Annotated in this window: 21 protein-coding genes; 13 read left to right on the top strand and 8 right to left on the bottom strand. The window is 68.3% G+C overall.

Annotated features, from left to right (window positions below; genetic code table 11):
- The first annotated feature begins 79 nt into the window (after positions 1–79).
- Positions 80–1,021, top strand: coding sequence for an alpha/beta hydrolase (locus ACFWAY_RS04420; RefSeq protein WP_378509909.1), 942 nt, complete (start codon positions 80–82; stop codon positions 1,019–1,021).
- Here ACFWAY_RS04420 and ACFWAY_RS04415 read toward each other — a convergent pair.
- Genes ACFWAY_RS04415 through ACFWAY_RS04405 form a run of 3 tightly spaced genes read right to left on the bottom strand, consistent with a single transcriptional unit; the run spans position 1,018 to position 4,353 of the window.
- Complete coding sequence (locus ACFWAY_RS04415; RefSeq protein WP_378509908.1) at positions 1,018–2,577, bottom strand: long-chain-fatty-acid--CoA ligase; 1,560 nt, start codon at positions 2,575–2,577, stop codon at positions 1,018–1,020. The two genes, ACFWAY_RS04420 and ACFWAY_RS04415, sit on opposite strands and share 4 nt — an antisense overlap.
- Positions 2,578–2,586: 9 nt before the next feature.
- Positions 2,587–3,369: an enoyl-CoA hydratase gene (locus ACFWAY_RS04410; protein WP_378509907.1), complete on the bottom strand. Its 783-nt coding sequence runs from the start codon at positions 3,367–3,369 to the stop codon at positions 2,587–2,589.
- 12 nt (positions 3,370–3,381) lie between these two features.
- Positions 3,382–4,353, bottom strand: a complete 972-nt coding sequence (locus tag ACFWAY_RS04405; RefSeq protein WP_378457226.1) for an NADPH:quinone oxidoreductase family protein — start codon at positions 4,351–4,353, stop codon at positions 3,382–3,384.
- Positions 4,354–4,501: 148 nt separating this feature from the next.
- Between ACFWAY_RS04405 and ACFWAY_RS04400 the strand changes: the two genes are divergently transcribed.
- The 5 genes from ACFWAY_RS04400 (at position 4,502) to ACFWAY_RS04380 (ending at position 9,281) form a co-directional block, all read left to right on the top strand.
- The gene (locus ACFWAY_RS04400; protein WP_378457227.1) at positions 4,502–5,302 is read left to right on the top strand and encodes a crotonase/enoyl-CoA hydratase family protein; all 801 of its coding nucleotides are present in this window, start codon (positions 4,502–4,504) and stop codon (positions 5,300–5,302) included.
- 124 nt (positions 5,303–5,426) lie between these two features.
- Positions 5,427–6,620: a thiolase family protein gene (locus ACFWAY_RS04395; RefSeq protein WP_378509906.1), complete on the top strand. Its 1,194-nt coding sequence runs from the start codon at positions 5,427–5,429 to the stop codon at positions 6,618–6,620.
- Positions 6,621–6,660: 40 nt separating this feature from the next.
- Positions 6,661–7,422 (top strand): 3-hydroxyacyl-CoA dehydrogenase, encoded by a 762-nt coding sequence (locus ACFWAY_RS04390; protein WP_378454518.1) that lies wholly within the window; start codon positions 6,661–6,663, stop codon positions 7,420–7,422.
- Between the two features lie 37 nt (positions 7,423–7,459).
- A complete protein-coding gene (locus ACFWAY_RS04385) occupies positions 7,460–8,074 on the top strand; it encodes a TetR/AcrR family transcriptional regulator (RefSeq protein ID WP_378454517.1) in 615 nt (204 codons plus the stop codon).
- Between the two features lie 55 nt (positions 8,075–8,129).
- Positions 8,130–9,281, top strand: coding sequence for an acyl-CoA dehydrogenase family protein (locus ACFWAY_RS04380; RefSeq protein ID WP_378509905.1), 1,152 nt, complete (start codon positions 8,130–8,132; stop codon positions 9,279–9,281).
- A gap of 68 nt (positions 9,282–9,349) precedes the next feature.
- On the opposite strand, the gene ACFWAY_RS04375 is transcribed toward ACFWAY_RS04380, so the two are convergent.
- The 3 genes from ACFWAY_RS04375 to ACFWAY_RS04365 are packed head-to-tail and all read right to left on the bottom strand — an operon-like array spanning position 9,350 to position 11,609.
- Positions 9,350–10,327, bottom strand: coding sequence for an NAD(P)H-dependent flavin oxidoreductase (locus ACFWAY_RS04375; protein WP_378509904.1), 978 nt, complete (start codon positions 10,325–10,327; stop codon positions 9,350–9,352).
- Positions 10,328–10,350: 23 nt separating this feature from the next.
- Positions 10,351–10,755, bottom strand: coding sequence for a nuclear transport factor 2 family protein (locus ACFWAY_RS04370; protein ID WP_378509903.1), 405 nt, complete (start codon positions 10,753–10,755; stop codon positions 10,351–10,353).
- The gene (locus ACFWAY_RS04365; RefSeq protein ID WP_378509902.1) at positions 10,752–11,609 is read right to left on the bottom strand and encodes a crotonase/enoyl-CoA hydratase family protein; all 858 of its coding nucleotides are present in this window, start codon (positions 11,607–11,609) and stop codon (positions 10,752–10,754) included. Before ACFWAY_RS04365 ends, ACFWAY_RS04370 begins: the two co-directional genes overlap by 4 nt.
- 109 nt (positions 11,610–11,718) lie before the next feature.
- Here ACFWAY_RS04365 and ACFWAY_RS04360 point away from each other — a divergent pair, with 109 nt between their 5' ends.
- From ACFWAY_RS04360 to ACFWAY_RS04345, 4 genes are all read left to right on the top strand, one after another.
- Entirely contained in the window at positions 11,719–12,324 is a 606-nt protein-coding gene (locus tag ACFWAY_RS04360; RefSeq protein WP_378454512.1) for a TetR/AcrR family transcriptional regulator, read from the top strand.
- Positions 12,325–12,385: 61 nt separating this feature from the next.
- Positions 12,386–13,387 (top strand): YihY/virulence factor BrkB family protein, encoded by a 1,002-nt coding sequence (locus ACFWAY_RS04355; protein WP_378509901.1) that lies wholly within the window; start codon positions 12,386–12,388, stop codon positions 13,385–13,387.
- Entirely contained in the window at positions 13,384–13,746 is a 363-nt protein-coding gene (locus ACFWAY_RS04350; protein WP_378454510.1) for a PH domain-containing protein, read from the top strand. The genes ACFWAY_RS04355 and ACFWAY_RS04350 overlap by 4 nt, the downstream gene beginning before the upstream one ends.
- 223 nt (positions 13,747–13,969) lie before the next feature.
- A complete protein-coding gene (locus ACFWAY_RS04345) occupies positions 13,970–15,220 on the top strand; it encodes an MFS transporter (protein WP_378454509.1) in 1,251 nt (416 codons plus the stop codon).
- Between the two features lie 4 nt (positions 15,221–15,224).
- On the opposite strand, the gene ACFWAY_RS04340 is transcribed toward ACFWAY_RS04345, so the two are convergent.
- The gene (locus ACFWAY_RS04340) at positions 15,225–16,769 is read right to left on the bottom strand and encodes an acyl-CoA synthetase (protein ID WP_378454508.1); all 1,545 of its coding nucleotides are present in this window, start codon (positions 16,767–16,769) and stop codon (positions 15,225–15,227) included.
- 47 nt (positions 16,770–16,816) lie between these two features.
- A complete protein-coding gene (locus ACFWAY_RS04335; RefSeq protein WP_378509900.1) occupies positions 16,817–18,130 on the bottom strand; it encodes an MFS transporter in 1,314 nt (437 codons plus the stop codon).
- Between the two features lie 228 nt (positions 18,131–18,358).
- On the opposite strand from ACFWAY_RS04335, the gene ACFWAY_RS04330 reads away from it, so the two are divergent.
- The 3 genes from ACFWAY_RS04330 to ACFWAY_RS04320 are packed head-to-tail and all read left to right on the top strand — an operon-like array spanning position 18,359 to position 22,279.
- Positions 18,359–19,444, top strand: a complete 1,086-nt coding sequence (locus tag ACFWAY_RS04330; protein ID WP_378454506.1) for a phosphotransferase family protein — start codon at positions 18,359–18,361, stop codon at positions 19,442–19,444.
- 34 nt (positions 19,445–19,478) lie between these two features.
- Positions 19,479–20,708, top strand: a complete 1,230-nt coding sequence (locus ACFWAY_RS04325) for an acyl-CoA dehydrogenase family protein (protein ID WP_378509899.1) — start codon at positions 19,479–19,481, stop codon at positions 20,706–20,708.
- Positions 20,705–22,279, top strand: a complete 1,575-nt coding sequence (locus ACFWAY_RS04320) for an acyl-CoA synthetase (protein WP_378509898.1) — start codon at positions 20,705–20,707, stop codon at positions 22,277–22,279. Before ACFWAY_RS04325 ends, ACFWAY_RS04320 begins: the two co-directional genes overlap by 4 nt.
- Positions 22,280–22,286 lie beyond the last annotated feature (7 nt).

The raw sequence follows: 22,286 nt of genomic DNA, 5'->3' as shown, positions 1-22,286 counted from the left end.
CGTCACCCTAGGGTGGCTTCCGCCGCCGCGCGCAGGGCCCGAGACTGGACGCTGTCCACACCTCTCGGAGGCGCGTCCCATGAATCCTCGGCCGACACCCGTCGAAGCTGGTCGGTCGTGCCCTGACGTCCGCCGCGAGGACGTGTGGTTCTCCTCGCGGGGACAGCGTTGCGCCGCCTGGCTGTACCGGCGCCGATCCGAAACTCCCACGGCAGCACCCTGTGTGGTGCTCGCCCACGGCTGGAGCGGGGTGCGCGAGCAGAGACTCGACGCGTTCGCGGAGCGGTTCGCGGCCGCGGGAGTCACGGCGCTGGTATTCGACTACCGCTACTTCGGTGCCAGCGAGGGCGAACCCCGCCAGCTGCTCGACATCGACAGTCAACTCGACGACTGGGACAGCGCCGTCGCGTTCGTGCGCAGCCGCCCGGACATAGACCCCAGCCGGGTCGCGCTCTGGGGGACGTCACTGTCCGGCGGACTCGTCCTGACGGCGGCCGCACGGGACCGGCGCGTGGCCGCGGTCGTGTCACAGGTTCCGTACGTCGACGGTCTGACGAACCTTCCGCGGCTCGGCATGGCCGGCCTCGGCCGCATGGCGATCGCCTACCTGCGGGACCGGTATGCGCAGGTGCGACACCGGCCGCCGTACATGTTTCCCGTCGTCGGGCCACCGGGCTCGTTCGCGGCGATGACCACACCCGACGCGGAGGCGGGATATCACGGGATGGATCCGCCCGGTTCGACGTGGCGCAACGAAACACCGGGGCGGGTGGCGTTGCAGGCGGCGCTGTACCGGCCGACGACGACGGTCGCGAAGATCGCCTGCCCCGTCTTCTTCGCCATCGCCGACCACGACGTCGTCACCTTCACCCGCAGTGCGCAGAAGGCCGCGGCCAAGACCCCCGGCGCCGAGGTGCACGTGTATCCGGGCGGTCATTTCGACCCCTACTTCGGCGAACTCTTCGAGCGGGTGGTCGCGGACGAGACCGAATTCCTCGCCCACCACCTCCGCACACCCTAACTGCCCACGGTGCCGAACTGTTCGCGCAGAACACCTTTGACGACCTTGCCGCTGGCGGTGCGGGGCAATTGGGGGAGGACCTCGACGAACCTGGGCCGCTTGTACCGGGCGACCCGGCCGTCGAGCCAGTCCGCGAGGGCGTCGACTTCGAGCGCCGCCCCGGCCCGCGGGACCACGACCGCGACGGGAACCTCGCCCCACCGCTCGTCGGCCCGCCCGATCACGGCGACGTCGACGATGTCCGGGTGAGCGGCGAGGGCATTCTCGACCTCGGCGCAGTAGATGTTCTCCCCGCCCGAGATGATCATGTCCTTCTTGCGGTCCACCACGTACACGAATCCCTCGGAATCCACGCGCACCAGATCGCCGGAGTGGAACCAGCCGCCGTCGAACGCGTCCGCGGTAGCCTCGGGGTTGCGCCAGTATCCCTCCATGAGTCCCGGTCCGCGGTAGACGATCTCACCGATCTCGCCCTGCGGCACGTCGTTCATCGCCTCGTCGACCACGCGCATCGCGACCGTGTCGATCGGCTTCCCGACCGAGCCGATCTTGCGCACGGCATCCTTGCCGTCGAGCATGCACGTCACCGGCGACATCTCGGTCTGCCCGAAGAAGGCCACGATCGCGGCGTCGGGGAATGCGGCGTTCAGCCGGTCGAGGAGTGTCGGGGTGGCAGGCGCGGCGCCCCATCCCAACACCCGCAAGGCCAGATCCCGGCCCTCGGGGCCGGCGTCGTCGAGGATGGCCTGCCACTGGGTGGGCACCATGAACACACTGGTCACCCGCTCGCGCTCGAGCGCGTCGAGTAGTTCGGTCGCATCGAACGCACCGGTCGGGTGGATCACGATGGTGGCGCCGATCAGCAGGAACGGCCCGACGCTGCCGAGGGCTGCGATGTGGAACAGCGGGGACGAGACCAGGTTGACCTCGGACTCGGTGTCGAACAGTCGCCATCCCCGGATGAGGGTCAGCGCCTGCGCCTGCAGATTGAGGTGCGACAGCACCGCGCCCTTCGGACGCCCGGTGGTGCCGGACGTGTACATGATGGCGGCGGGGGAGTCCTCCGCCACGTCCGCGATCGGGACGTCGGGGTCGGCTGCGCGCAACTGGGTCTCGAGTGAGACGTCGTCGGGGGCGTCGCCGACAACGAGGACCGGCACGCTGTCGTCGACCTCCGCGGCGAGACCGGTGAGTGAATCCTCGACGACCACGACGGTGGCGTCGCTGTCGGCGACGATGAACCGCACTTCGCCGGGACTGAGCCGGAAGTTCACCGGGACCGCGATCGCACCCAGGCGAGTGGCGGCCAGCATCACCTCGAGGAACTCGGGACGGTTGGTCAGCAGTAGCACGATACGGTCGCCGCGGCCGACACCGCGGGCAGCGAGGACTGCGGCGGTCCTCGCGCTGCGGTCCTCGAGCTCACGCCAGGTGGTCGAGGCCCCTCGGTACCGGAGCGCCACGGCATCGGGCTTCGCGAAGGCATGCCGGGCAACATGATTGGCCCAGTGCGTGCGCCGGGAGGCGAAGGGCTGAGCGTGCGACGTCGGTGTCAAGGTAGGTCCTCAGCCTCGGCCGAACACGGCGGGACGCTTCTCCAGGAACGCCGCGACGCCTTCCTTGTAATCGGGGGCGGCGAGGAGGTCGAGCTGGCCTGCGCGCTCGCGGGCGAACGCGTTGTCCAGTTCGGTGAGGGTGGCGTCGTTGACGGCGTCCTTGGTGAAGTGGAAGGCCTCCGACGGTCCGTCGGCGAGACGTCGGGCGAGGGCCTCGATCGATGCGGCGAACTCGTCGTCGGGGTACACGTCGGCGATCAACCCGGCAGCGAGAGCCTCGGCAGCGGGCAGTCTTTCGGCCAGAAGCGCCATCTTCAGTGCGCGGGCGCGACCGATCGACGCGGCGACGAGCGCGGTGGCACCACCGTCCGGCATCAGGCCGACCTTCGTGAACGCGAGCAGGAAGTAGCTCGACGCGGTGGCGATCGTGAGGTCGCAGGCCAGGGCGAGGGAGACCCCGACGCCGGCGGCGGGACCGTTGACCGCGCCGATCACGGGCCGGGGGAACGCACGGATCGTGGCCGCCGTGCGGTTCGCGGCGTCGATCGTCGCGGCCGACGGCGGACCGGACGTCTTCTCGCCACCCAGGTCCGCACCCGTGCAGAACGCGCGACCGGTGCCGGTGAGGATGGCGGTCCGGACCTGCGCGTCGCCCGCGTGCTTGTCGAAAGCGTCGGCGACGGCGTCGAGGGTCTCGGTGGTGACGGCGTTCATGCGGGAGGGGCGGTTGAGAGTGACGCGGAGGACGCCGTTGTCGACGGTCGTGTCCACGCCGGGAATGTCGGAGCTCATGAGGATCCTTTGTCAGGAAGGACGGACGGAGAGGGCGATCTTGCCGGTGGCGGAACGGGTTTCGAGCGTCCGCAGTGCGTCGCCGGCGTGTTCGAACGAGTAGACGGTGGGTTCGGTGATCTGCAGCGCACCCGATTCGAGGAGCGGGCCCAATGTCGCCCACTGCCTGCTCGTGTATCCGGGATTGGTGCGCACGTATTCGCCCCAACCGGCCCCGAGGACGGAGATGTTACGCAGGAGAAGGCGATTGACCTTGACGGTGGGGATCTCGCCGCCGGTGAAGCCGAGGACCACCAGTCGCCCGTTGGGCGCGAGGCTGCGCAGGCTGTCGGTGAAACGGTCGCCGCCGACCGGGTCGAGGATGATGTCGACTCCGCGGCCTCCGGTGAGGTCGCGGACCCGGTCCTTCCAGCCGTCCAGCAGGACGACGTGATCGGCGCGGTTGGCCTTCGCGATGCCGGCCTTCTCCTCGGTGCTGACCACGGCGATGGTCTCGAGCCCCAGCGCGGCCGCGACCTGCAGTGCGGCGACCCCGACACCACCTGCGGCGCCGTGCACCAGCACGGTCTCGCCGGTCCGGTAGCGGGCGCGCTCGTCGAGGGCGAAGTGCACGGTGAGGTAGTTCATCAGGAAGCCCGCGCCGGCCTCCAGCGACACCGAATCGGGTAGCGGGAACACCGAGTCCGGCTCCACCGCGACTGTCCGCTGCCACGCTCCGTCCGACGCGAGGACGGCCACCCGCTGCCCGGCCCGGATGCCGCTGTCCGCGGGTGCGCTACGGACCACGCCCGCGCCCTCGACGCCGAGTACGAACGGCAGTTCGCGGACGAGCTGGTAGCTGCCGGTGGTCTGCAGCAGGTCGGGAAACGACACTCCGGCGGCGTGCAGATCCACGACGACGAGGCCGGTTCCGTCGGGTTCGTCGATCTCGACGAGATGCACTCCGGCAGGGCCGGAAGCGGTGGTCAATTGCTGGGCATACACGTGGTGGTCTCCTCCGTCGGTCCCTGACTATCCATACCAGACGCTACTGAACGGGCGCTAGATAAATTCGACCATTGACCGTGCCGGTGACGCCGTGGTACTAACTTTAACGAGCGATCAGTAATCAGGCCGAGTCGGAGGATGAGACGTGCCAGAACAGACGGAGACGACGGAGGCAGCCGCACTGTGGGAGCGGCGCGGAGGCATCGGCATCATCACGCTGAACCGCCCAAAGGCGCTCAACGCGGTGAACGGTGCGTTGTCGACCGCGGTGGGCAGTCTGCTCGAGCAGGCCGAGAACGACCCCGAGGTGCGGGTGGTCGTCGTGACCGGGTCGGGCCGGGCATTCTGCGCGGGCGCCGACCTCAAGGCCCTGGCGTCGGGCCAGAACACGGCCGCGGACGGACATCCCGAGTGGGGATTCGCCGGATACGCGCAGCACTGGATCAGCAAGCCGACCATCGCCGCGGTCAACGGCTTCGCCTTGGGCGGCGGCACCGAACTGGTGCTCGCCAGTGACCTCGCGGTCGTGGACGAGGAGGCGAAGCTCGGGCTTCCCGAGGTCAAGCGCGGACTGTTCGCCGCCGCCGGCGGCGTGATCCGCCTGCAGCAGCAGATCCCGAAGAAGGTCGCGCTGGAGATCGCGCTCACCGGCGAACCGATCAGCGCGGCGCAGGGCAAGGAGCTGGGCCTGGTCAACCGGGTCGCCCCGGCAGGCACCGCCCTCGACGTCGCGCTCGAACTCGCCGAGCAGATAGCCGCGAACGCGCCGCTGTCGGTGCGCGAATCGAAGGCCATGATCCACCGCACCGCGACCGAACCCGACTGGGGCGACGGGGCGTGGGAGGCGAACAACGCCGCCATCGCGACCATCTTCACCAGCGCGGATGCCAAGGAAGGCCCGACGGCGTTCGCCGAGAAGCGCCAGCCGGTCTGGCAGGGCCGCTGACCCGTGAGTACTTGTTAACCGCGGGCGGTTAATAAGTACTCACAGCTCCAGGAACTCGGCCCGGTGTCCTGTCGAACCCGGACACCGGGCCGCAACCACTTTCTTCTCCTCGAAAGGGAACAACATGACCAACGCTGTCATCGTGGACGTCGTCCGCCTCGCCTCCGGTAAGGGCAAGCCCGGCGGCGCGCTGTCGGGCACGCACCCGGTGGAACTGCTGGCGCACGTGCTGCGCAGCATCGTCGAACGCAACGGCATCGACCCCGCACAGGTCGACGACGTCATCGGCGGCTGTGTCGGTCAGGCCGGCGAGCAGGCCCTCAACATCTCCCGCACGGCGGTGCTGTCGGCCGGATTCCCGGATTCGGTTCCGGCCACCACCGTCGACCGCCAGTGCGGCTCGAGCCAGCAGGCGGCGCACTTCGCGGCGCAGGGCGTCATCGCCGGCGCCTACGACATGGTGATCGCCTGCGGTGTGGAGTCGATGTCCCGCGTCCCGATGGGCACGACGACCATCGGGCAGGACGCGTCCGGCCCGGGCATCGCCGCCCGCTACCCCGAGGGACTCGTCAACCAGGGCATCTCCGCCGAACTGATCGCCGCCAAGTGGAAGTTCGACCGCGACACCCTCGACACGTTCTCCGCGCAGTCACATCAGCGTGCCGCCGACGCCCTGTCGAAGGGCTTGTTCGACAAGGAGATCGTCCCGATCTCGGTCACCAACGCCGCCGGTGAGACGGTGACGCACACCGTCGACGAGACCGTGCGCGCCTCCACCACCGCCGAGGGACTGTCCGGGCTGAGGTCGTCGTTCTACTCCGAGAAGTACGCGGCCCGGTTCCCCGAGGCGCAGTGGCACATCACGCCGGGCAACTCGTCGCCGCTGACCGACGGCGCGTCCGCGGCGCTGATCATGAGCGAGGAGATGGCGTCCAAGCTGGGGCTGACCCCGCGGGCCCGGTTCCACTCGTTCGCCGTCGCCGGCGACGATCCGGTCTTCATGCTCACCGCGCCGATCCCGGCGACCAAGAAGATCCTCGCGAAGTCGGGACTGAGCATCGACGACATCGACGCCTACGAGGTCAACGAGGCGTTCGCGCCGGTGCCGCTGGCGTGGGCGCACGAGTTCGGCGCAGACCCGGCCAAGCTCAACCCCTGGGGCGGCGCCATCGCGCTCGGGCACGCCCTCGGTTCCTCGGGCACCCGCCTGCTGAGCACCCTGGTCAACAACCTCGAGGCCACCGGCGGACGCTACGGCCTGCAGACCATGTGCGAGGGCGCGGGCATGGCCAACGCCACCATCATCGAACGCATCTGACCCACCCTCTCGAATAACCCTGCCTCCGAAAGGTATAGACATGATCGTCAACGACAGCGTCGCACTCGTCACCGGCGGTGCCTCGGGCCTCGGCCTGGCCACCACCAAGGCACTGCTCGCCGACGGCGCCAGCGTCGTCATCATCGACCTGCCCTCGTCCAACGGTGAGACCGTCGCCAAGGAACTCGGCGACCGCGTGCGCTTCGCCGCCGGCGACGTCACCAGCGAGGCCGACGTGTCCGCCGCACTCGATGTCGCGGAGTCGCTCGGACCGCTGCGTGTCGCCGTGAACTGCGCCGGCATCGGCAACGCCATCAAGACCGTGAGCAAGAACGGTGCTTTCCCGCTGGCCGACTTCACCAAGATCGTCACCGTCAACCTGATCGGCACGTTCAACGTGATCCGTCTTGCCGCCGAGCGCATCTCGAAGAACGAGCCGATCGACGGCGAGCGCGGCGTCATCATCAACACCGCCTCCGTCGCCGCATACGACGGCCAGATCGGGCAGGCCGCGTACTCCGCGTCGAAGGGCGGCGTGGTCGGCATGACCCTGCCGATCGCCCGCGACCTCGCGTCGCTCCTGATCCGCGTCAACACCATCGCACCCGGCCTGTTCAAGACGCCGCTGCTCGCCACCCTGCCGGAGGCGGCGCAGCAGTCGCTCGGCGCTCAGGTCCCGCACCCCTCGCGTCTCGGCGACCCGTCCGAGTACGGCGCGCTCGCCGCGCACATCGTCAGCAACCCGATGCTCAACGGCGAGACCATCCGTCTCGACGGCGCCATCCGCATGGCACCGCGCTGATCGGCGACCTGTGACTCTGCGCGAGGACGGGCCGACCATGACGGACTCGGTGTACGCCGACTGGCGGAGGTTCGAGGCCCTGCCGCTGACGCCCATCCTCGAGCAGGCACTGGATCTGTTCAACGAGAACGGTTACCACGGCACGACGGTGCGGCAGATCGCCCGTCGTGTCGGGGTGACCGTCCCCGCCCTGTACTACCACCACGAGAGCAAGGAAGCCGTTCTCGTGGCCCTGTTCGAACTGCAGATGCGCGAACTGAACGACCGCGCCGAGGCAGCCGCCCGAGACGCCGGCGACGACGTGGTGGCGCAATTCTCCAACGTCGTCGAGGCGATCGTCCTGTACATGACGTACCGGGTTCGGCACGTCTCCCTCGACACCGAGTTGCGGCACGTCTCGGCCGACAGCCGCAGCCGCTACGCCGCGACCCGTAAGCGGCTCGAACTGATGATGATCGACCTCGTCGCCGACGGCGTCACTGCCGACGTGTTCCACAGTAGGGACGTCCCCGAGACCGTGCGCGCCCTCCTCGGGATGTGCCAGTCCATTCCACGCTGGTTCCAGCTCGGCGGAGCGCTGACCCCCGAGCAGGTCGCCGACCGCTACGTCGACATCGCCCTACACACCGTCGGGTATCTACCCGCCCACTGATATCGCGCCGGGTCCACCGAGCCGGACGAGCTCGTCCCGGTGACAAGGAGAGGCCATGCAGCGCACACTTTTCGACAAGGACCACGAAGCGTACCGGGAAACGGTGCGCGAGTTCCTCGCCCGCGAGATCGAGCCGAACTACGAACGGTGGGAGTCCGACAGGCTCATCGACCGCTCGGCGTGGTTGGCGGCCGGCAAGTCCGGGATCGTCGGACTCGGTGTGCCCGAGGAGTTCGGCGGCTCGGGCGTCACCGACTACCGGTTCCGGTACGTCGTCGCCGAGGAGATCGCCCGCACCGCGACGACGTCGTTCGGTTCGGGACTGTCGCTCCAGGACGACATCGCCATCCCGTACATCGTGAATCTCGGCACGGACGAGCAGAAGCAGCGGTGGCTGCCCGGCATGGCCGCGGGCGAGCTGATCGGTGCCATCGCGATGACGGAGCCCGGGGCCGGCAGCGACCTGCAGGGCGTGAAGACCACCGCGGTGCGCGACGGCGACGAGTGGGTGATCAACGGCCAGAAGACGTTCATCACCAACGGCATTCACTCCGACCTCGTCATCGTCGTCGCCCGCACCGACCCGAGCGCCGGTTCCAAGGGCTTCTCCCTGCTCGTCGTGGAGCGGGGCATGCCCGGTTTCAGTCGTGGCCGCAAGCTGCACAAGGTGGGCCTGGCCGGTCAGGACACGGCCGAGCTCGTGTTCGAGGACGTGCGGGTGCCCGCGAGCAATCTGCTCGGCACCGAGGGTTGCGGTTTCGTCCACCTCATGGAAAACCTGCCCCTCGAACGTATTTCGATCGCCGTAAACGCAATCGCAGCCGCGAAGGCCGCGTATCAGTGGACCCGGGACTACGTGTTCGAGCGCAAGGCATTCGGCAAGCCGATCGGCGATCTGCAGAACACCCGGTTCGCGCTGGCGGAGATGCTCACCGAGATCGAGGTCACCGAATCGCACATCGACCGGTGCGTACTCGCCTTGAACGCAGACGAACTCACCGCCGTCGACGCGTCGAAGGGCAAGTGGTGGGCCAGTGAGCTGCAGAAGCGTGTCGTCGACCGCTGCGTCCAGTTGCACGGCGGCTACGGCTTCATGATGGAGTACCCCATCGGCCGCGCGTACGTCGACAGTCGGATCCAGACGATCTACGGCGGAACCACCGAGATCATGAAGGAAATCATCGGCCGCGATATCGCGGCAGGATAGGCGGCTCCGCCGCCCGTGCGCCTTTTTGGTAGTCGGAACAACCAGAAAGGCGCACGGGCGCGAAGCGCCTAGAGCAGGCGAGCCCGCGCGTCGGCGTACTCACGGGTGAGGCGTTCGACGATCTCCGCTGCCGGGACGACGGCGCCGACGGCGCCGATGCCCTGTCCGGCGCCCCAGATGTCGCGCCAGGGCTTGGCTTCCGACTTCACGGCGGTGTCGGCGTCCTCGCCGACACCGAAGTCCATGGCGGACGGGTCCGACACGGCGAGGTTGTTCGGGTCGAGTCCGGCGGCCTCGATGCTGCCGCGCAGGTAGTTGCCGTGCACCCCGGTGAAGAGGTTGGAGTAGACGATGTCGGACGCGGTGGAGTCGACGATCATCTGCTTGTAGCCCTGGTCCGCGTTGGCCTCTTCGGTGGCGATGAACGCGGAGCCGATGTAGGCGAGGTCGGCGCCTGCGGCCTGCGCGGCGAGGACCGAGCGGCCGTGGGCGATGGAGCCCGACAGCAGGACCGGCCCGTCGAACCACTCGCGGATCTCCTGGATCAACGCGAACGGTGACAGGGTGCCCGCGTGTCCGCCCGCACCGGCCGCGACGGCGATGAGACCGTCGGCACCCTTCTCCACGGCCTTCTTCGCGAACTTGTTGTTGATGACGTCGTGCAGGACGATGCCGCCGTAGCTGTGGATCGCCTCGTTGACGTCGGCGCGGGCGCCGAGGGACGTGATGACGATCGGGACCTGGAACTCGACGATGGTGGCGAGGTCCTCGTCGAGACGGTCGTTGCTCTTGTGGACGATCAGGTTGACCGCGTACGGGGCGGACGGTGTCTCGGGGTTGTTGGCGTCGTGCTTGGCGAGGGCTTCGGTGATGCGGGTGAGCCATTCGCGCAACACCGGCTGCGGGCGGGCGTTGAGGGAGGGGAAGGATCCGACGATGCCCGACGTCGACTGGGCGATCACCAGGTCGGGACCGGAGACGATGAACATCGGCGACGCGACCACGGGCAGGCGAAGCCGGTCTTGCAGGATGGGGGGCAGGCTCATGAATTTCTCCTTGATGCAGTGGTTTACGACTGGGAGAGCTGGGCGGCCATCAGCGGGATGAGCGCCTGCAGGCCTTTCACGGGGCGGACCATCACCTTGAACGAGGTGATCTGGTCGCGGTCGTTCCAGTGGAAGAGGTCGATGCCGTTGACGTGGATGCCGTCGAGTTCGGTGGCGAATTCCAGAACCGCGGAACGGTCGCCGTACCACTCCTCGACGTAGTGGAAACCGGTGCCGTCGAAGACGGTCAGGGCGGCGCCGAGGTACGCCAGGACCTTCGGTTTCCCTTCCTGCGGAGTGAACACCGCGGGGGAGGAGAACACGGCGTCGTCGGCGATCAGGGCGTCGAGGGCGGCGAGGTCGCGATGTTCGACGACGTGGTGCCAGCGGGCGACGACGCCGGGGCGGGCCGGCAGTCCGGCGGTCATCCGCGGAACGCCGGGGTCGGAAGGTCTTCGCCGAACACGTCCGGCAGGTCGTCACGGACGCTGTCGGGGAACACGGCGGGCCGTTTCTCGAGGAACGCGGAGATGCCTTCACGCGCGTCCGGCCCGATGCCGCGGATGTTGATCCCGCGTGTCTCGACGCGGTGCGCGATCATCGGGTGCTCGGCGCCGAGTGCCCGCCACATCATCTGGCGGGACAGCGCCACCGACACCGGGGCGGAGTGCTCGGTCAGGCTCCGGGCCAGCGCGTATGCCTCGTCGAGCAGGGTTTCACGCGGGTACAGCTTGTACACGAGGCCGGCGTCGAATGCTTCCGTGGCGGGGAACACCCGGCCGGAATACACCCAGTCGAGGGCGGTCTGCAGGGGGACGAGGCGCGGCAGGAACCAGGTGGAGCAGGATTCGGGGACGATGCCGCGGCGGTTGAAGACGAATCCGATGCGGGCGTCGTCGGCGGCGAGACGGAAGTCGGCGGCGAGGGTCATCGTGATGCCCACTCCCACGGCCGGTCCGTTGATCGCGGCGATGATCGGCTTGCGGGATTCGAACATCCGGAGCACCACGCGGCCGCCACCGTCGCGGCGGGCGTCGGCGCCCTCGTCCTCGTCCTGCCAGCGATCGAACGTGGCGGCACCGGCAGACAGGTCTGCGCCCGCGCAGAACGCTCGTCCGGCTCCGGTGAGCACGATCGCCCGGACGGAATCGTCCGCGTCGAGCTGGTCGTACGCGGCGATCAGCTCGTTCTCCATGGTGCTGGTGAACGCGTTGAGCTGGTCGGGCCGGTTCAGGGTGATCGTCGCGATGCCGTCCGCGACGGCGAGTCCGATGTGATCCACCGCCCCAGCATGACATTGTTACCGAACGATCGCTAGAGCGGGTTCTGTGACGGGACCCACTACCCTGGAGTGGTCGTGTGACGATCGGATCGGGGACGGAGACCGAGGGATGTGCGCTGCAAAGGTGGCCGCCGTGAGCACGGGTACCGGGCGGCAGGTGATCCTCGACTCCGCGGTAGCCAACATGAACGAACGCGGCTATCACGGCACGTCCATGCGCGACATCGCCCGCGGCGCCGATATCACCGTCGCCTCGATCTACCACCACTTCGCGTCGAAGCAGGAGATCCTGCAGGACATCATGGTGCGCGCACTCCACGACGCCATCGCGATGACCCGCGGTGCGCTGCTGCGCTCGGGTGGCGCCCCCGCCGACCAGTTGCAGGCCCTGATGCGGGCGTGGGTCATGTTCCACACCACCCGACAGCTGGACGCAATGGTCGGCGCCACCGAGATACGCAGCCTCGACGACGCCGGCCGCCGGCTCGTCGTCGCCCTCCGCGACGAACAGGAGCACCTCTTCCGGGACGTCATCGAGCGTGGCGTCGAGGAGGGCGACTTCGCGACCGAATACCCGCGGGACGCCGTCCGCGGCATCATCAACATGGGCCAGTCGGTGTGCACCTGGTGGCACGCCGACGGTCCCCTGAAGCCCGAGGAACTCGCCGAGCGCTACGCCGACCTCGCCCTCGCGATGGTGAAACCGACCGTCTGATCGCCGTGGCCGCGCCCCGGGCAGAATCGGGGTAGCGGGTGGCGCGGAAACGGAGCGTGAGATGAAGTTCGCCAGACGGCTCGACGCTCTCCAGCAGAGATACCCGGCGATGGGCTTCCCGATCGCCGTCACATACAAGTTCCTCGACGATCAGGGTGTGTACCTCGCGGCGTTGATCGCCTACTACGGGTTCATCTCGCTGTTTCCCCTGCTGCTTCTGCTGTCGACGGTGCTCGGTTTCGTGCTGTCGGGGCATTCCGAACTGCAGCAGGACATCATCGACTCGGCGCTGAGCCAGTTCCCGGTCATCGGCGCCGACCTGGCCGACCCGCACCGGATCGGCGGCGGAGTGACGGGCCTGGTGATCGGACTCGTCGGCGCCCTCTACGGCGGCCTCGGTGTGGCGCTGGCCAGCCAGAACGCGATGAACACGGCGTGGTCGGTGCCCCGCAACATGCGGCCCGACCCGATCCGCGGCCGATTGCGGGGACTGCTGTTGCTCGGCACGATCGGTCTCGCAGTCCTCGGCACGGCCGCGGTCGCCGCGGTCGGCGCCGCGACGCATCTCTCGGGATCGTCCACCGTGCTTCTCATGCTCGCCGCGATCGCGATCAACTCCGCGATCTTCGTCCTCGCGTTCCGGCTCGCCACTGCCCGGCCGCTGTCCGTCGCCGACGTGGCGCCCGGCGCCGTCGCGGCGGCCGTGTTGTGGCAGGTGCTCCAATCGTTCGGGGCGTACTACGTGAGCAAGGTGGTGAGCACGGCGTCCGTGACGAATGGGGTGTTCGCCGTCGTGCTGGGGTTGCTGGCCTTCCTCTTCCTCGCCGCCGCGGCGATCGTGGTGTGTGTGGAGATCAACGTCGTGCGCGTCGACAGACTGCACCCGCGGGCGCTGCTCGGACCGTTCACGGACAAGGCCGACCTCGTGGAGGGCGACAAAAGGACGTTCACCGACCAGGCGAAGGCGCAACGCGCGGTACCGCACGAGGGCATCCACGTCACGTTCGACGAAGTTTCTGCGAAGATGGACAGGCCTGGACCGCCGTCGAAGGAGGAGCGATGACCGATCCGATCTTCGACAAGTCGGAGCAACTGAAGCAGGTCCAGCAGGGCATCCTGCCCGGCGAGACGATCATCGCCGTGTACGACTGCATCGGCGCGGGCACCGGCTTCCTCGGGATCACGAACCTCCGCGTCGTGATCCAGGACAAGAGCTTCGTCGGCAAGCGCACCGCGATCACGTCCATCCCGTACAAGAACATCCGCTCGGTCTCGTTCCTCAGCAACAAGTCGTGGGCCGGCCAGTTCTTCTCCTCCAGCAGCATCGCCGTCGATGTCGCCGACACCACGTACGAGGCCGACTTCCGCGGCATGGACAAGGCCCACCACGTGCACACGGTGATTCTCGAACACATCACGTGACGTAGGTCGCTCTGCTCCGGTGCGCCGCCCCAGGTCACGGCGACGCACCCACTCACCGCGCCGGTGAGTGGAATCACGTCCCTGCGGATTGTTAATTCGCTTGCGGCCTCGCCCATACTGGGACGAGCCGGTTTGCCACGATCCAGGCCCGGCGCTTTCCTCAGGCGAGCCCATTGCACGTGTTCGCCGATCCTACGATCAGCCCGACGGGAGTCTTGCTGCCATGACGCCGCCTGCAGTCCACCTCACCGAACCTGCGGTCAACGCTCGTCCGTCTCTGCGTCCGCGGATTCCGTCACCGAGCCGGCGGGGCGCGATGCTGGCGCTTGCCCTCGGCGGGTTCGGCATCGGCACAACGGAATTCGCTTCCATGGGCCTGTTGCCCGCGATGGCTGCGGGGACCGGGGTGTCGGAGCCGGTGGCCGGGCACTTCGTGTCCGCGTACGCGCTCGGCGTCGTCGTCGGGGCGCCCACGATCGCGGCGCTGGCCGCGCGCGTCGAGCGGCGCACGCTGCTCATCGCGTTGATGGCCACGTTCGTCGTCGGCAATCTCGCGACCGCCCTCGCACCGGGATACGAGTCGCTGCTGGCCGCCCGGTTCCTCGCCGGGCTGCCCCACGGCGCGTACTTCGGCGTCGCGGCGTTGGTCGCCGCGCACCTCGCGGAGCCGGGAAAGCGAGCCAAGGCGGTCGCGACCGTGATGATGGGCCTGTCGGTCGCGAACGTGGTCGGGGTGCCTGCGACGGCGTTCTTCGGCCAGATCCTGGGCTGGCGGTCCGCGTTCGTGCTGGTGGTGATCATCGGAATCGTGACGCTGGTGGCGTTGGCACGCCTCGTCCCGCCGCTGGCCGGGGTGCATGTGAGCAACCCGGTGGCCGAACTCGGGGCGCTGAGCCGGGTGCAGGTGTGGATGACGCTGATCTTCGCGACGGTCGGCTTCGGCGGCTCGTTCGCGGTGTACACGTACATCAGTTCGACGCTCACCGACGTGTCCGGACTGCCGCACGCGATGGTTCCGGTGGCGTTGATGCTGTTCGGTTCGGGGATGATCCTCGGCAACGTCGTGGGTGGCCGCATCGCCGACAACGCGGTGGTGCCCGGGCTGTTCGGGTGCATGATCGCCCTGATCTGCGTCCTGGCGCTGTTCATCGTCGCCGCACACAACCCGGTGACGGCGCTGATCGTGCTGTTCTTCATCGGCATGGCGGTGACGGCGATCTTCCCGGCCGTCCAGTCGCGGCTGATGGACGCGGCGGGCGACGCGAAGACGCTCGCGTCGACGCTGATCCACGGCGCGTTCAACCTCGCCAACGCGGGTGGTGCGTGGATCGGTGGTGTCGTGATCGCGGCCGGATACGGCTACACGGCCCCGGCCGCCGTCGGCGCCCTCCTCGGCGTCGCCGGGCTGATCGTCCTCACGATCGCGGTCCTCCTCGACCGCCGGCGCCGGGACGAGCCGGTCGCCGACGGCTGACGGTTCAGGCGTGAACCCCGGCAGCGTAGCGATCTCGTAGCGTGCCTTTGACGAGTTTCCCGGTGGGGGTGCGGGGGAGGTCGTCGCTGAAGACGACGTTCCGGGGCACCTTGAACCGGGCGAGCCGTCCCCGCACGTGGTCGAGGAGTTCGCTCGCCAGCGCGTCGTCCCCTGTCACGCCCGGAACGGTCTGGACCACGGCCAGCGCCGATTCACCCATCTCCTCGTCCGGGATCCCGATCACCGCGACGTCGAGGACGGCGGGGTGTTCGGTGAGGGTGTTCTCGATTTCCTGCGGATAGATGTTGACGCCGCCGGAGATGATCATGAACGATTTCCGGTCGGTGAGGAAGAGATACCCGTCCTCGTCGAGGTAGCCGACGTCGCCGGTGGTGGTCCACGTCGGGTGTTGCGGGTGCTGGGCGTCGCGGGTCTTCGCGGGGGCGTTGTGATATTCGAACGGCAGGGTGTCCCGCTCGAAGTAGAGGGTGCCGATCTCGCCCGGCGCGAGGTCGGCACCGTCGTCGCAGCAGATGTGGGCGACGCCGAGCGCGGCGCGGCCGACCGTGCCGGGCTTGCGGAGCCATTCGTCCGAATTCACGAGCGTCATGCCGTTGAGTTCGGTGGACGAGTAGTACTCCGACAGGATCGGACCCCACCACTCGATCATCTGCCGCTTGACCTCCACGGGGCACGGGGCCGCGGCGTGCACGGCGACGCGCAGGCTGGTGACGTCGTACTTCTCGCGGGTCTCCGCGGGCAGCTTCAGCATGCGGACGAACATCGTGGGTACCCACTGGCTGTAGGTGACGCGGTACTGCTCGATGTACGCGAGCGCCTTCTCGGCGTCGAAGCGGTCCATCACGACGACGGTGCCGCCCAGGGCCTGCACCGACGCGCAGGTGCGCAGCGGTGCCGCGTGATACAGCGGGGCCGGTGACAGGTAGACGGTCTCCGACGTGACTCCCCACACCGTCGCGTTCATGCCGGTCATGGTGTCGCCGGGTTCCTGGATCTGCCGTGCGGGCAGTTCCGGTTTGATGCCCTTCGGGCGACCGGTGGTGCCGGAGGAATACAGCATGTCCGCCCCGCGGGGCTGGTCGGGGAGCGGGACGTCCGACTCCGCGGCCGCGGCGGCGTCGAGCGAGTCGTAGCCGGGAATCGTTCCGCCGAACGCGAGCCTGTGCTCGGTGGCCGGGGTAAGGGCGGGGAGTTCCCGCGCGACCGCGTCGAGTGCGGCGTCGACGACCAACGCCCTGGCGCCGCAATCCTCGACGATGTAGGCGATCTCGGGTGGCGTGAGGTGCCAGTTCGCCATCGTGAGATAGAGCCCGGAACGCATCGCCGCCCAATAGATGTCGAAGATCGCGGGGGTGTTCGTGGCCAGCACCGCGACGTGATCTCCGCGGCGCAGTCCGAGGGCGTGCAGGTGGCGGGCGATGCGGATCGAGCGGGACTCGAGTTCGGCGAAGGTGACCGTCTGCCCGGTGCCCGCCATGATCACGGCCGGCTTGTCGGGTGTGGTGGCAGCATGAGCGCCGGGATACATGGTTACTCCAATTCGTGATGGATCTCGAGGGGTGAATCTGTGCGGCCTCAGCCGAGTTGTTCCTGCGCGACCTTGGAGCGGCGGGCCACGCCGGCCACCGAGATCAGTCCGATGATCGCCGCCACGATCACGAAAGCGGCGGGGGAGAGGACGTTTCCGGTCTTCTCCACCAGCCAGACGGCGACGAAGGGGGCGGTGCCGCCGGCGATGACGACGCCGAGGTTCCAGCCCATGGCGACACCGGTGAACCGGACGTCCTTGTCGAACAACAGCGGCATGAGCGTGTACGAGCCGACCTGGGTTCCGACGGTGTTGACCATGATCAGCAGGTAGGCGATCGCGGCGATCCACAGGCTGTGGTGCATGACCGCCATGGCGGGGTAGGTGATGATCGCGAATCCGGCGAGGCTGATCACGGTGAACCGCAACCGTCCGATGCGGTCGGCGAGCATGCCCCCGAGCGGCATCGCGAGCGCGACGACACCGATGACGGCGGTCGCGATCCAGTAGACCGGGGTGCGTTCGTAGCCGAGGCTCTTCATCAGATGGATGCTCATGTAGGTGAGGCCGATGTACGCGGTTCCGTTGCACGCCACACTGATTCCGACCGACTGCAGGAGGGCGAGCGGCTGACGCCTGAAGACGGCGACGACGGGCGCCTGGACCGGTCCGGAATCGGCGTCCTCGCCGTGGGTCTCCTCGACCCGGGTGCGGGCCCACAGGCAGAGCAGCGTCAGCGGCAACGCGAGCAGGAACGGGACCCGCCATCCCCAGCTCTCGAGTTGCGCGTCGGTGGTCAACGCCGACACCGTGCCCGCGACCGCGGCGGCCATCGCGAACCCCATCGTGGATCCGAGCGGGGTGAACGCACCGTAGGTGGCCTTGAGATGCCGCGGCGCGGATTCGGAGATGAACGTGGCCGAGCCGCCGACCTCGCCGCCGGCCGAGAATCCCTGGACCATCCGCACGACGACGAGCAGCACGGTGGCCCAGATCCCCGCCTGCGTGTGGGTGGGCAGGAATCCCATCGCCATGCTGCCGAGGCCCATGCAGACGAGCGTCGCGAGGAGGGCCTTCTTCCGCCCGAACCGGTCGCCGATGTGTCCGAACGCGATGCCCCCGAGTGGACGCATGAGGTAGGCGGTGCCGAACACGGCGAGTGCGGACAGCAGCGCGGTGGCCGGGTCGCTGCTGGGGAAGAACAGCGGGGCCATCACGATCGCGAGGTAGCCGTACAGGCTGAAGTCGTAGTACTCGATCAGGGTGCCCACGCCGCCCGCGATCGCGGCGCGACGCGCTCGGACGCGGTCTTCGGTCCCCCATTCGGTGGTGGCAGCAGACCCGGTCAACTGGTCCGTCATAGGTGTCCTGACCTTTCGGAGGCGGATGAGACGTGCATCACTTCTCGTGGATCATGCCAAGCGAACGATCGATTGGCAAGAGGTCCGGTTCGCCGCTTGTTATCGGAATACATCCGCATTATCCGCTGGATAACGGGATATTGACTTCCGGCGCTCGCTCAGTTGATGATGGTAACTGGCCGAACGAGCGTTTGGCTGAGGATCGAAGTACCCGAAAGGACGCAGCGGATGACGACGTCCCACGCCGAAGCGGACACCCACGAGGACCGGGAGGATTCGGCAGGCGTCGATCTCACCGGTCTCACCAACTACCTCGACGGCGCACTCGAGGGCGGGGTGCGCGGCGACCTCGCCGTCTCGCTCATCAGCGGTGGCCGATCGAATCCCACCTACCGCGTCGCCGACGCCGACCGGACGTGGGTCCTGCGGCGGCCCCCGTACGGGCATGTCCTGCCCAGCGCGCACGACATGAAGCGCGAGTTCACGGTGATCAGGGGACTGGCGGGAACAGCCGTTCCGGTGCCCGAAGCGGTGCTGCTGTGTGAGGACAAGGACGTGCTCGGCGCGTCGTTCTACCTCATGGAACTGGTGGACGGAAGGCCCGTCGGGACAGTCGAGCAGGCTTCGGCACTCACCCCGGACGACCGTCGCCGGCTCGGGCTCGATCTCGCCGACACCCTGGCCGCGCTGCACGGCGTCGACCCCGACGCGGTCGGGCTCGGCTCGTTCGGCCGCCCCAGCGGATACCTCGAACGCCAACTCGACCGCTGGGCCCGGCAGTGGGAGGCCTCGCGCACCACCGATCGCCCCGAGGTGTCCGTGCTGCTCGACAAGCTGCGCCGGGCGCTGCCCACCTCGCACTTCCCGGGCATCGTCCACGGCGACGTCAAACTCGACAACGTGCTCGCGTCCCGCGACGACGCCGGGAAGATCGTCGCCGTTCTGGACTGGGAAATGGCCACGCTCGGTGACACCCTCGCCGACGTCGGGATCATGCTGAGCTTCTGGGACCAGCCCGGCGCCGTCGACAACCCGGTGACCAAGGGCCTCGCCCGCCTCGACGGATTCCCCACCCGCGCCGAACTTCTCGACCGCTACGCCACGCAGCGCGGCATCGAGATCCCCGACATCGACTGGTACACGGTGTTCGCCGACTTCAAGATCGCCGTCATCCTCGAGGGCATCAACGCCCGGCACGCGCAGGGCGACACCGTCGGTGGAGGTTTCGACGACGTCGGCGACATGGTCGGCCCGCTGCTGCAGCGCGCGCTCGACCTCGCCGCCGCGTCGCCCGTGTCCGAACTCCGCCGCTGACCGCGGCGCAACCGAACAGATTGGAGCCACGGAAGTGGATTTCGAATACAGCCCGAAAGTCCTGGAACTGCAAGCGAAGCTGACGAAGTTCATGCAGGAGCGGGTGCTGCCTGCCGAGGCGATCGCCGAAGAGCAACTGGCCTCGAAGCCGGACCACTGGGGTGCGCCGCCGATCGTGGCCGATCTGAAGGCGGCCGCGAAGCGCGAAGGCCTGTGGAATCTCTTCCTGCCCGCGCGCGAAGGTGCCGGCCTGACGAACCTCGAATACGCGCCCCTCGCGGAGCTCACCGGCTGGAGCCCGCTGATCGCGCCCGAGGCGGTCAACTGCAACCCGCCGGACACCGGCAACATGGAACTACTGCATCTGTACGGCACCGACGAGCAGAAGAAGGAATGGCTCGAACCCCTTCTCGCGGGCGAGTTTCGCTCGTGCTTCTCGATGACCGAACCCGACGTCGCGAGCTCGGACGCCAACAACGTCCGGCTCGAGATCGCCGAGGACGGCGACGACTGGGTGCTGACCGGCCGCAAGTGGTGGTCCACCGCGGCCCTGCGCGACGACTGCCGGGTGGCGATGGTCATGGGCGTCACCGACCCCGACGCCCCGGTCGGCAACCGCCACAGCATCGTCCTCGTCCCCATGGACACGCCCGGTCTGACCATCGTCCGGTCCACCACGGTGCTCGGCTTCACCGACCGCCACGAGGGCGGGCACGGGGAGATCGTCTTCGACAGGGTCCGCGTCCCCAAGGCGAGCCTCCTCGGACCGCGCGGCAAGGGCTTCGCGGTCGCGCAGGCCCGCCTCGGTCCGGGGCGCATCCACCACTGCATGCGGTTGATCGGCATGGCCGAGCGGGCGATTGCGCTGATGACCGAACGCGCCCGCACACGTGTGGCGTTCGGCAGACCCCTCGCCGACGAGGGTGTCGTGCAGGCGACCGTCGCGGACGCGCGGATCCACCTCGATGCCGCCCGCCTGCTGGTGCTGAGGGCCGCCTGGCGGATGGACGTCGAGGGCACCAAGGCGGCCCGTCACGACATCGCGGCCGCCAAGGTGATGGTCCCGCTGACGGTCAAGCAGATCGTCGACGACGCGATGCAGATCTTCGGCGGCGCCGGCCTGTCGCAGGACACGATCCTGCCGGTGCTGTACGCGCAGGCCCGGTTCCTGCAGATCGCCGACGGTCCCGACCAGGTGCACCGCCGCTCCCTCGCCCGCGCCGAGTTCGCTGTCGCCCCGGTACTAATGGAAGTCCGCGGGTGAACGAGGACGGGACGCGCGCCCGGCAGCAGAGCATCGGCGACATTCCGCGGCGGTCCGCGGCGCGCTTCCCCGACAAGCTCGCCGTCGTGCACCGCGACGTCCGGCTCACGTTCGCCGAATTCGACACGCTGATCGACAGGGTCGCGGCGGCCCTGCATTCCGAGGGGCTGAAACGGGGCGACCGGCTTGCACTGTTGTCGCACAACTGCTGGCAGTACCCGGTGCTGAACTTCGCGACCGCCCGGCTCGGTGTGGTCCTCGTGCCGGTCAACTTCATGCTGACCGGCGGGGAGATCGGATACATCCTCGACGACTGCGCAGCCGACGCGTTCGTCGTCGAGGACGCCCTGGTGCCCGTGGCCGAGAAGGCGCTCGCGGAATCGAAGGGAAGTGTCCGGTTGCGGGCGACGATCCCGCTGGGCGATACGGCCACGCCGGATGGCTGGCGTTCGGTGACGGACTGGGCGGAGGGCGAATTCGGTTCGCCGCCCGAGGTGTTCGTGGCGGACGACGACGTGGTCCGCATCATGTACACGTCGGGCACCGAATCACGGCCCAAGGGAGCGATGCTCACCAGTCGGTCGCTGATGTGGCAGTACATCAGCTGCATCGTCACCGGCGGCATGAGCAGCGACGACGTGGAGGTGCACGCGCTGCCGCTGTACCACTGCGCCCAGCTCGACAACTTCCTCAGCACCGACATCTATCTCGGCGCGACGAGCATCATCGTCGACGGACCCGACCCGCAGGTGCTGCTCCGCACCATCGCGGCGGAGCAGGTGACCAACCTGTTCTGCCCGCCGACGGTGTGGATCTCGCTGCTGCAGTCGCCCGAGTTCGAAGGCACCGACCTGCGTTCGCTGCGCAAGGGCTACTACGGGGCGTCGCCGCTGCCGGTGGAGATCCTGCGCGAAATGAACCGCCGGTTGCCGGGCATCCGGCTGTGGAACTTCTACGGGCAGACGGAAATGGCGTCACTCGCCACGGCGCTCGGGCCGGAAGATCAAGAGACACACGGTGGTTCAGCGGGCAAACCCGCCCTCAACGTGGAGACACGCATCGTGGACGACCGGGACCTGCCACTTCCGGCGGGCGAGGTCGGTGAGATCGTGCACCGCAGCCCGCACGCCACCGTCGGCTATCTCGGACAACCCGAGAAGACAGCGGAAGCGTTCGCGGGCGGGTGGTTCCACTCCGGCGACCTCGGCTACCTCGACGAGGACGGCTATCTGTGGGTGGTCGACCGCAAGAAGGACATGATCAAAACCGGCGGGGAGAACGTCGCGACCCGGGAGGTCGAGGAAGCGCTCTACGAACTCGACGGTGTCGGTGAGGCCGCCGTGTTCGCGGTGCCGCACCCACGGTGGATCGAGGCGGTCGCGGCAGTGGTGGTCCCGTCCGCCGGCGTCGAACTCGACGAGAAGGACGTGGTGGAGCACTGCCGCGGACGACTCGCCGGCTACAAGGTGCCCAAGTACGTGATCGTCGCCGACTCCCTACCGAAGAACCCGAGCGGCAAGATCCTCAAACGAGTCCTCCGAGACACATTCGGTTCCATTGCCCAAGACTGAGCAGGAG

The sequence above is a fragment of the Rhodococcus sp. NPDC059968 genome (assembly GCF_042738615.1).
Lineage (GTDB): Bacteria > Actinomycetota > Actinomycetes > Mycobacteriales > Mycobacteriaceae > Rhodococcus_F.
The sequence above is the reverse complement of the archived record's forward strand: the minus strand, read 5'-3'. Positions and strand labels throughout refer to the sequence as shown.